7 protein-coding genes and 1 pseudogene are annotated in these 9,076 nt (G+C 68.6%); 3 read left to right on the top strand and 5 right to left on the bottom strand.

Annotated features, from left to right (window positions below; genetic code table 11):
* The coding region (gene wrbA, locus VJ655_RS00965) for an NAD(P)H:quinone oxidoreductase (protein WP_324097502.1) at nucleotides 1-532 on the bottom strand (532 nt) is incomplete at its 3' end.
* An 86-nt stretch (nucleotides 533-618) separates the two neighbouring features.
* On the bottom strand, nucleotides 619-1,323 hold the full coding sequence (locus VJ655_RS00960) for a pirin family protein (RefSeq protein WP_324097501.1): 705 nt from the start codon (nucleotides 1,321-1,323) through the stop codon (nucleotides 619-621).
* Nucleotides 1,324-1,449: 126 nt separating this feature from the next.
* On the opposite strand from VJ655_RS00960, the gene VJ655_RS00955 reads away from it, so the two are divergent.
* Nucleotides 1,450-2,349, top strand: coding sequence for a LysR family transcriptional regulator (locus tag VJ655_RS00955; RefSeq protein ID WP_324097500.1), 900 nt, complete (start codon nucleotides 1,450-1,452; stop codon nucleotides 2,347-2,349).
* An 8-nt stretch (nucleotides 2,350-2,357) separates the two neighbouring features.
* Here VJ655_RS00955 and VJ655_RS00950 read toward each other — a convergent pair whose 3' ends face one another.
* Nucleotides 2,358-3,953, bottom strand: a complete 1,596-nt coding sequence (locus VJ655_RS00950) for an ice nucleation protein (RefSeq protein WP_324097499.1) — start codon at nucleotides 3,951-3,953, stop codon at nucleotides 2,358-2,360.
* A gap of 178 nt (nucleotides 3,954-4,131) precedes the next feature.
* Nucleotides 4,132-5,454, bottom strand: a complete 1,323-nt coding sequence (locus tag VJ655_RS00945; protein ID WP_324097498.1) for an Hsp70 family protein — start codon at nucleotides 5,452-5,454, stop codon at nucleotides 4,132-4,134.
* A 131-nt stretch (nucleotides 5,455-5,585) separates the two neighbouring features.
* Here VJ655_RS00945 and VJ655_RS00940 point away from each other — a divergent pair, with 131 nt between their 5' ends.
* Together VJ655_RS00940 and VJ655_RS00935 are read left to right on the top strand one after the other, a co-directional pair.
* Nucleotides 5,586-6,767 carry an NAD(P)/FAD-dependent oxidoreductase gene (locus tag VJ655_RS00940; RefSeq protein WP_324097497.1) on the top strand — a complete coding sequence of 394 codons (1,182 nt, stop codon included), beginning with the start codon at nucleotides 5,586-5,588 and terminating at the stop codon, nucleotides 6,765-6,767.
* A 13-nt stretch (nucleotides 6,768-6,780) separates the two neighbouring features.
* Nucleotides 6,781-6,885 (top strand): annotated as a pseudogene (locus VJ655_RS00935) (hypothetical protein); the annotation flags it as partial.
* Nucleotides 6,886-6,897: 12 nt separating this feature from the next.
* On the opposite strand, the gene VJ655_RS00930 reads toward VJ655_RS00935, so the two are convergent.
* Nucleotides 6,898-9,076, bottom strand: a 2,179-nt coding sequence (locus VJ655_RS00930) for a DEAD/DEAH box helicase (RefSeq protein WP_324097496.1), incomplete at its 5' end; no start/stop codon positions are given.

Raw genomic sequence — 9,076 nt, 5'->3', positions numbered from 1 at the left:
TCTCGCTGGGCTGACGCGAGCCGTCGCCGCCGGCGATGGTGGTGGCGCCGTAGGGGCTGCCGCCGGTGACTTCGTCCAGGGTCATCTGGCCGGCATGACCGTAGTCCATGCCCACGATCACCATACCGAAGTGCAGCAGGTTGGTGATGATCGAGAACAGGGTGGTCTCCTGGCCGCCGTGCTGGGTGGCGGTCGAGGTGAAGGCCCCGCCGACCTTGCCGTGCAGGGCGCCACGGGCCCACAGGCCGCCGGCCTGGTCGAGGAAGGCCGCCAGTTGCGAGCTCATGCGGCCAAAGCGCGTGCCCGTGCCGACGATGACGGCGTCATAGTTGGCCAGGTCCTCGACCGTGGCGACCGGAGCGTCCTGGTCGAGCTTGAAGTGGGCCTTCTGGGCGACTTCCAGCGGCGCGGTTTCGGGGACGCGCTTGATGTCGACCTGGGCGCCGGCTTCGCGAGCGCCTTCGGCGACGGCCTTGGCCATGGTTTCGATGTGGCCGTACGACGAGTAGTAGAGAACGAGAACCTTGGCCATGACGGCCTCCTTGGCTGTGATGTCGTGAAGGGAGGTCGGACGCGAAGCTAGGGTTGCTTCGCGCCCGGATATTGAATGGACCGAGCCTAGTCTTGGGCGGCGTCGACGAGGACGAGTTCGGCGTCTTCCAGGGCCGTGACGGTGATGACGTCCTCGTCCTTGATGGCGGCGCCGTCACGGGCGTTCAGCTTGACGCCGTTGACCTCGACCACGCCGACGGCCGGGACCAGATAGCCGCTGCGGTCCTTGCCCAGGGCGTAGGTGGTGCTTTCGCCCGCCTTCAGCGTCGCGCCCAGGACGCGGGCGTCGGTGCGGATCGGCAGGGCGTCGGCGTCATCGGCGAAGCCCGAGGCCAGGGTCACGAACTTGCCCGAGCGGTCGCCCTTCGGGAACGGCTTGGCGCCCCACGACGGCGCGGCGCCGAAGGTCTTGGGCTCGATCCAGATCTGGAAGATCCGGGTCGTTTCCGGCTCGAGGTTGTACTCCGAGTGGCGGATGCCCGTGCCCGCGCTCATCACCTGGACGTCGCCGGCCACGGTGCGGCCCTTGTTGCCCAGGCTGTCCTGGTGGGTGATCGCCCCGTCGCGGACATAGGTGATGATCTCCATGTCGCTGTGCGGGTGCGGCGGGAAGCCTGTGTTCGGAGCGATCTCGTCGTCGTTCCAGACCCGCAGGGCGCCCCAGTTCATGTTGCTGGGATCGTAGTAGCTGGCGAACGAGAAGTGGTGCTTGGCCTTCAGCCAACCGTGGTCGGCGCCGCCAAGTTTGTCGAACGATCTGCGGTCGATCATGGCTCTAACCTTTCTGTCCTTCGGCGCGCCGCCCCCGGCGCGTCTGTTGAGGAGAAGATAGGCGGTTGATCTGGATCATAAATAGAAACTATTGAAACTCATCGTTTCCAAAAATAAGCTATCTGGATGTCCAATCTTCCCGATCTCGAAGGCCTCGCCGTGTTCGCCAAGGTGGTGGAGCTGCGCTCGTTCGCGGCCGCCGCCGCCGAGCTGGCCATGTCCAAGGCCACGGTCTCGAAGGCCGTGACGCGACTGGAGAGCCGGCTTGGCGCGCGCCTGTTCAACCGCACTTCGCGGCGGCTGGCCCTGACGGACGCCGGCCAGTCCCTGGTCGAGCGCGCCACGCGCGTGCTGGCCGAGGCCCAGGCCGCCGAGGAGGAAGCCTCCAGCCAATCGTCGGCGCCGCGCGGCGTGGTGCGGATGGCCGCGCCGATGTCGTTGGGGATCACCACCCTGGGCCCGGTGCTGCCGGCCTTCCTGGAGGCCTATCCCGAGGTGTCGGTCGACCTGCATCTGTCGGACGCGACCATCGACCTGGTCGGGGCGGGCTTCGACCTGGCCCTGCGCGTGGCCGCCTTGCCGGACAGCTCGCTGGTGGCCCGCCGCCTGCGCGCGGTGAAGCGTCACCTGGTCGCCTCGCCGGAGTACTGGAACGCCCACGGGCGGCCGCATCATCCGGCCGATCTGGCTCAGCATCGCGGCCTGACCTATGGCCACCAGGCCGCGCCGGAGACCTGGCGGTTTCAGCGCGGCGGAGAGGAGGCGGCCGTGCAGCCCCGATCGGTGATCCGGGCCAACAATGGCGACGTCCTGCTGCCGGCCCTGCTCGCCGGCGCCGGCGTGGCCATGCTGCCGGACTTCATCGTCGCGGAGAGCCTGGCGAGCGGAGGACTGGAGGAGGTCCTGACCGACTGGACCGCGCCGCCGATCGCCCTTCACCTGGTCATGCCGCCCGGAGGACCCCGGCCCGCACGGGTGGAAGCCCTGGCGGCCTACCTCGCCAAGACCATGAGCGGCGGGGCCTAACGCCCTCTCTAGAGACTTTCGACCTGGGCCGGCGTGAAGGCGCCCACCTGCAGCGGGGTCATGGCGGCGAGGTTGGTGGTCGACAGCCAGTCCAGCTGATTGATCGTCAGACCCGGGATCTGGGAAGGCAGCAGATAGCCGACCTGGGTCGTGGTCAGGCCCGAGATCACCGAGGTCGACAGCGAGCCGACCTGGGTGGAGGTCAGGGCCTGAACCTGGGTGGCGTTCAGCTGGGCGAAGGCCGTCGAGGACAGGCTGCGCATCTGATAGGCCGACAGGCCTTTCAGGGAGGTCGCCCCCAGGGACGTCATCTGGGTCTGCGACAGGGCCGCCAGGTTCGTCACCGACAAGGCGGCCACCTGCGTCGCCGAGAAGGCGCCGATCTGGCTCGTGGCGAACTCGCCGATATCCGTCGTGTTGAGACCGGCCAATTGCGTCGCCTTCAGTCCCGAGACCTGGGTGGTCGACAGGGCCTGGACGGAGGTTGTGTCCAGGCCACTCAAGTTCGTGGACGACAGCCCCCCGACCTGGGTCGCCGAGAGGCTCCTGACCTGGGTGCTCGACAGTTCGGCGAAGTCGGTGGCGGTCAGGCCGCCGATCTGGGTGGCGGTGAGGCCAGCCAATTGAGTTGAAGTCAGGGCCGCGACCTGGCTGGAGGTCAGGGCGTTGATGTTGCTCGTCGACAGCGCGGCCATCTGGGTGGCGGTGAAGCCGGCCACCTGGGTTGGGGTCAGTTCGGCGAAGTCGGTCGTGCTCAACGCGCCCAACTGCGTGACCGTCAAGGCGGACACATAGGCGGCGCCCAGGCCGGCGACCTGTGTCGCCGAGAGACCGCCAAAGGCGTCGCTGCTGAGGCCCGCCAATTGGGTGGCGCTGAAAGCCGCGACCTGGGTGTCGGACAAGGCGCTGGTCTGGGTGCTCGAAAGCCCCCGAAGCTGCGTGGCCGAGAACAGGGAGATATCGGAGTTCAGGTCGGCAAGCTGGCTGGCGGTCAAGCTCCCGACCTGCGTCGCCGTGAATCCCTTGAGCTGGGTGACGCTCAGGGCGTCGAACTGCGAGGTGTCCAGGGCCGAGATCGCGGTGGCGGACAGGGCCGAGACCTGGGCGGCCGACAGCGCCTGCAGCTGGGTGGGCGCGATTTCGCCAAGGTCGGTGACGCTCATCGCGCCGATCTGGGTCGCCGTCAGCAGCTTCAGCTGGGTTGTTTCCAGCGAGCCGATCTGGGTGGCGTCCAGCGCCGTGAAATGGGTGGCGTCGAGCGCGCCGATCTGTGTCGCGCTCAGATTGTCCAGCCGACTGGTGTCCAGCTGGGCCAACTGGGTCGAGGTCAGGGCGTTGAGCTGGGCGCCGCTGAAGGCCGCCAACTGCTCGGCGTCGAAGACCACATTGGGGGCGAAAGCGGGGATCTGGGTCGCTGTAAGACCCTTAACCGCGGTGTTGGACAGCGCCGAGACCTGACTGGCGGTCAGACCCGTCAGCGCGGTGTTGGACAGGGCTCCGACCTGGGTGGTGTTGAGCGTCTCGAGCTTCGTGGTCGACAGGCCCTGCACGACGGTCGCCGACAAGGCGGAGACCTGTGCGGCGGAGAGGTACGAAATCGGCATGGACTCGTTGCCCCAAAAAAAAGACGCTGGCGCGAATCGCTCGCACCAAATGTAGGCCAAGGCGCACAACTCAACCATGCGACCGAAAGGTCGAGGCGTGACGCGCGCGGATTATCGCTATCGTTGTGCGTCGAGGCTAAGACTCCTCTAAATATCTAGTTGAATCCGCCGGTCATCTTTAGGCGGCCCGCATGGTCCAGAGGTCCAGGTCCGCCTCGCGGCCGATCAGCGCCAGGCCCGAGGCGATCGACTCGAACTCGCCGCCGGTCTCGATCTTTCCGGAGCCGAAGCGGCGCAGGAAGATCTCGCGCACCGCGGGCACGAACGAGCTGCCGCCGGTCAGGAACACGCGGTCGACGCCGCTCTCGGCCAGGCCGGCCATGTCCAGCGCTTCGCCGACGGCGGTTTCGATGGCCGAGAGCTCGGGCGCGATCCAGCCTTCGAAATCGGACCGCGCAACGGTCTTTTCGATCTTCACCGAGCCCGCCTCGAACCGGAACGTGGCCTCTGTGTCGCTGGACAGCGCCTCCTTCAGCGCCGAAACCGAGCGGTAGAGGGCGTAGCCATGGTTGCCGTCCAGCACCTCGATCAGGGCGGCGATCTTGTCCGGCTCCACGGCGGTGCGCTCCAGGGCCCGGATGTCGCGCATGTCCTTGGAGGCGCGCAGCAGGGCCAGCTGGTCCCAACGAGCGAAGGCGGCGTAGTAGCGCTGCGGGATCGGCAGCTTGTTGGAGAACGACCGATACTCCGAACCCTTGCCCAGCTCCGGCGAGACCAGTTGGTCGATGATCCGGTAGTCGAAGGCGTCGCCGGCCACGCCGACGCCCGAGCGCGACAGCGGCGTCGAGCGCAGCGTCCCGTCGGCCGCGCGCTCGAACCGCACCAGAGAAAAGTCGCTGGTGCCGCCGCCGAAGTCGGCGACTAGCACGGTGGCGTCCTGCTTCAGCTGGCGCGCGAAGAAGAAGGCCGCGCCGACCGGTTCATAGGCGTAGCGGATGTCGGAAAAGCCCAGGCGCTTGAACGCGGCTTCATAGCGGGTCAGGGCCAGGACTTCGTTCGGCGAGCTTCCGGCGAAGGTGACCGGCCGGCCGACGACGATCCGGGGCGGAAGGGCGTCCATCTGGGCGCCGGCGTGGTCGCGCAGCCGCAGCAGGAAGGCCGCCAGCAGATCCTCGAACTGGTAGCGCTTGTTGTGGATGCGGGTCTCGGTGAACGCCGCCGACGCCGCGAAGGTCTTGAACGACTGGATGAACCGGGTCTCCAGCGGATCCTCCAGATAGGCCTCGATGGCCCAGGGACCGGCCTCGACCACCCGCTCGTTGACCGCGCCCGCCGCGCCCTGGACGGTGTGGAAGCTCAGCGCCGAGCGAAAGGCGAACAGCTCGCGATTGTCGATCGAGAAGCGGACAAGCCGGGCGTGATCGTCGCCGTGCGTCAGCGAGACGACGGTGTTGGTGGTGCCAAAGTCGACGCCGATCGTCGGCGCGGTCGCGGCCGTCATGGGAGGCTCGGTTTGCTGGGGCGGGAAGGGGTCGTGCGTCGTAGCGCCTCACGCCGCCGCGTCAAGGCCGGCGCGGTTGACTTCGGGGCGGGGCTCGGCTCGAAGACATCCAGGCAAGCAGCGGGCGGACCTTGGAAAACTTCGATGTTCTGGTGATCGGCGCGGGCGCGGCCGGCATGATGTGCGCCATCGAGGCGGGCAAACGCGGGCGCTCGGTGCTCGTGATCGATCACGCCAAGGCCCCGGGCGAGAAGATCCGCATCAGCGGCGGCGGGCGCTGCAACTTCACCAACACCGGCGCGACGATCCATAATTTCCTGTCGGCCAATCCCAAGTTCGCCCTGTCGGCCCTTCGACGCTATCGGCCCAAGGACTTCGTCGCCTTGGTCGAGCGCTACGGGATCGCCTACCACGAGAAGACCCTGGGCCAGCTCTTCTGCGACGGCTCGGCCAGGCAGATCATCGACATGCTGCTGACCGAGATGAAGGCCGCCGGCGTCGTCCTGCGCCTGGAAACCAGCGTCCAGGGCGTGGCCAAGACCGCCGACGGTTTCGAGGTCACGCTTTCCTCCGGCGAGGTCGGCTGCCAGTCGCTCGTGGTGGCCAGCGGCGGCAAGTCGATCCCGAAGATGGGCGCGACGGGCCTGGGCTACGACATCGCCAGGCAGTTCGGGCTGGGGATCGTCGAGACGCGCCCGGCGCTCGTGCCGCTGACCTTCGAGGCCGGCATGCTGGCGCGGCTGACGCCGCTGTCGGGCGTGGCGCTGGACGCCGTGGTCTCCCACGGCAAGACGAAGTTCCGGGAGGGGATGCTGTTCACCCACCGGGGCCTGTCGGGCCCCTCGATCCTGCAGATCTCGTCCTATTGGCGCGAAGGCGACGAGATCCGGGTCGACATGGCCCCGGGCGTCGACGTCCTGGCGGCGCTGAAGACGGCCCGCACGGCCACGCCACGCCAGGCGGTCGCGACGGTGCTCTCGACCCTGCTGCCCAAGCGCGTGGCGCAGGTGATCGCCGAGGAGGTGGCGGCCGACAAGGGCAATATCGCCGACTGTTCGGACAAGGTGCTGGGCGCTCTGGCCGCGGCGGTCAACGCCTGGACCTTCAAGCCCGTCGGCTCGGAAGGCTATCGCACGGCGGAAGTGACCCTGGGCGGGGTCGACACCGACGACCTGGACTCCCGCACCCTGGAGGCCAAGGCGGTTCCCGGGCTCTATTTCATCGGCGAGGTGGTCGACGTCACCGGCTGGCTGGGCGGCTATAACTTCCAGTGGGCCTGGGCGTCGGGCTGGTCGGCGGGACAGGCGGTCTAAACCGCAGATCCTCCCCCAGCGGGGGAGGCGGCCGAAGGCCGGAGGGGGAAGAACGGGCTATCCGGCTACATCCCCCTCCGTTCGCTTCGCGAACACCTCCCCCGCCAGGGGGAGGATTTAAGTCACTGACCTACTTCTTCTTGAACGGTTTCCCCGCCGGCTTGCCACCGGGCTTGGCGTCGAAGCTCTTGGCCTTGAAGGGCTTGGGGCCCTTGAACGGCTTGGACGGACCGTCGTCGCGCTTGCCGGCATAGGGCTTGGCGTACGGCTTGGGGCCGGCGGCGTTGTCGCTGAAGCTCTTCTTGAAAGGCTTCTTGGGGCCATCGCCGTCCGCGCGCGGGGCGCGGGGCTTGTACTCGCGAGGCGCGTCGGCGCCCGCCTCGTGGCGCGGCTTGAAGGCGCGCTTGGGGGCGCCTTCGGAGTCCTGCGGCGAGTAGGGGCGAGGCGCGTCATTGTCGCGCTTGAAATCACGCGGCGCGTTGTTGTCCCGGGGCGCGCGGCGCGGCTTGTAATCGCTCTTGGGCTCCTCGCCACGACCATAGGGCTTGGCGGTGCTGACGCCGTCGTCGCCGAAGCTGGACGGACGCGGCGTGTGATCGCGCGAACCCGGAGCGTTGGCGCGGGGCGAGCGGGGCGCGTCCTCACGCGTCCGATCTTCGCGAGGAGGCCGTGGCTTGTACTCGCGCGGGCCGTCGTTCTCGCCGCGCGCCCCATGATCGCGAGAGGGCCGCGGCGCATATTCCCGGCGGGGACCGGCTTCGCGCGGCGCCGGCGCCGTGGTCGGGGTGATCGAGACGTCCTCGCGCACGGTCGACTGTACGGCCGCGCCGAACTTGGTCGCCGCCTCGGCCGAAATCTCGAACTTGGTGTCGTAGTCGAAGATCCGGATCGCGCCGATGTCTTTCTTGGTGATGTGGCCAAGGCGACAGATCATCGGGATCAGCCACTTGGGATCGGCGTTGCCGCGACGGCCGACGCTGATCCGGAACCACTCCGAGCCCTCCATGCTGACGCGCGGCTCTCGCTCCGGACGCTCGCCCGGCTCACCGGTGCGCAGGCGCGGGCCCGGATCAGCGCCGTGGCGCGGGTCGTCATAGATGTCCTCGGGCGAGGGCAGCTTGGCGCGGCGGGTGCGGATCAGGGCCGCGGCGATCTCGACCGGCGTGCGCTTGGCCAGCATGGCCTCGGCCAGGGCGATATCCTCCTCGGTCGAGGCTTCCGAGAAGATCGGATCCTCGAGCAGGCGCTCCTGGTCTTTCTCGCGGATCGAGTCCGCGCTGGGCGCGCCGCCCCAATCGGCCTCGACGCCAGCCGCGTACAGCAACTGCTCGGCCTTGCGGCGGCGGGTGTAGGGGACGACCAGGGCCGAGACGCCCTTCTTGCCGGCCCGGCCGGTGCGGCCCGAGCGGTGCAGCAGGGTGGCCTTGTTGATCGGCAGTTCGGCGTGGATCACCAGGCCCAGGTCGGGCAGGTCGAGACCGCGCGCGGCGACGTCGGTGGCGACGCAGACCCGGGCGTGGCCGTCGCGCAGGGCCTGCAAGGCGTCGGCGCGTTCACGCTGGCTCAGCTCACCGGAGAGACCGACCACGGCGAAGCCGCGCTCGCGCAGCTTGGCGTGCAGCGAGCGGACGCTCTCGCGGGTGTTGGCGAACACCAGGGCGCCGGGGGCTTCGAAGAAGCGCAGCAGGTTGACGACGGCGTGCTCGACCTCGTTCGGCGCCACGCGCACGGCGCGATACTCGATGTCGCGGTGCGGCTCGTTGCGGCCGATGGTGTCGATGCGGACGGCGTCGTTCTGATAGCGCTTGGCCAGCTCGACGATGTCGCGCGCCAGGGTGGCCGAGAACAGCAGGGTCCGGCGCTCGGCGGGCGCGGCGTCGAGGATGAACTCGAGATCCTCGCGGAAGCCCATGTCCAGCATCTCGTCGGCCTCGTCGAGGACGGCGACCTTCAGCTTGGAGAGATCCAGGTGGCCGCGTTCGATGTGGTCGCGCAGGCGGCCCGGGGTGCCGACGACGATGTGGGCGCCGTAGTTCAGCGCGCGTTGCTCGCGGCGGGCGTCCATGCCGCCAACGCAGTTGACGACCACGGCCTTGGCCTCGGCATAGAGCCAGGCCAGCTCGCGATTGACCTGCATGGCCAGTTCGCGGGTCGGGGCGATGACCAGGGCCAGGGGCTCGGCGGCCTGGCCGAAGGTCTCGGCCTCGCCCAGTAGGGTCGGGGCGGCGGCCAGACCGAAGGCGACGGTCTTGCCCGAGCCGGTCTGGGCGCTGACCAGTAGGTCGCGGTCGGCGGCGTCGGCGGCCAGC

Origin of the sequence: Caulobacter sp. (assembly GCF_035254145.1) — a bacterium.
Lineage (GTDB): Bacteria > Pseudomonadota > Alphaproteobacteria > Caulobacterales > Caulobacteraceae > Caulobacter.
Note: the sequence above shows the minus strand (reverse complement) of the source record. Positions and strands in the feature narration are given on the sequence as shown.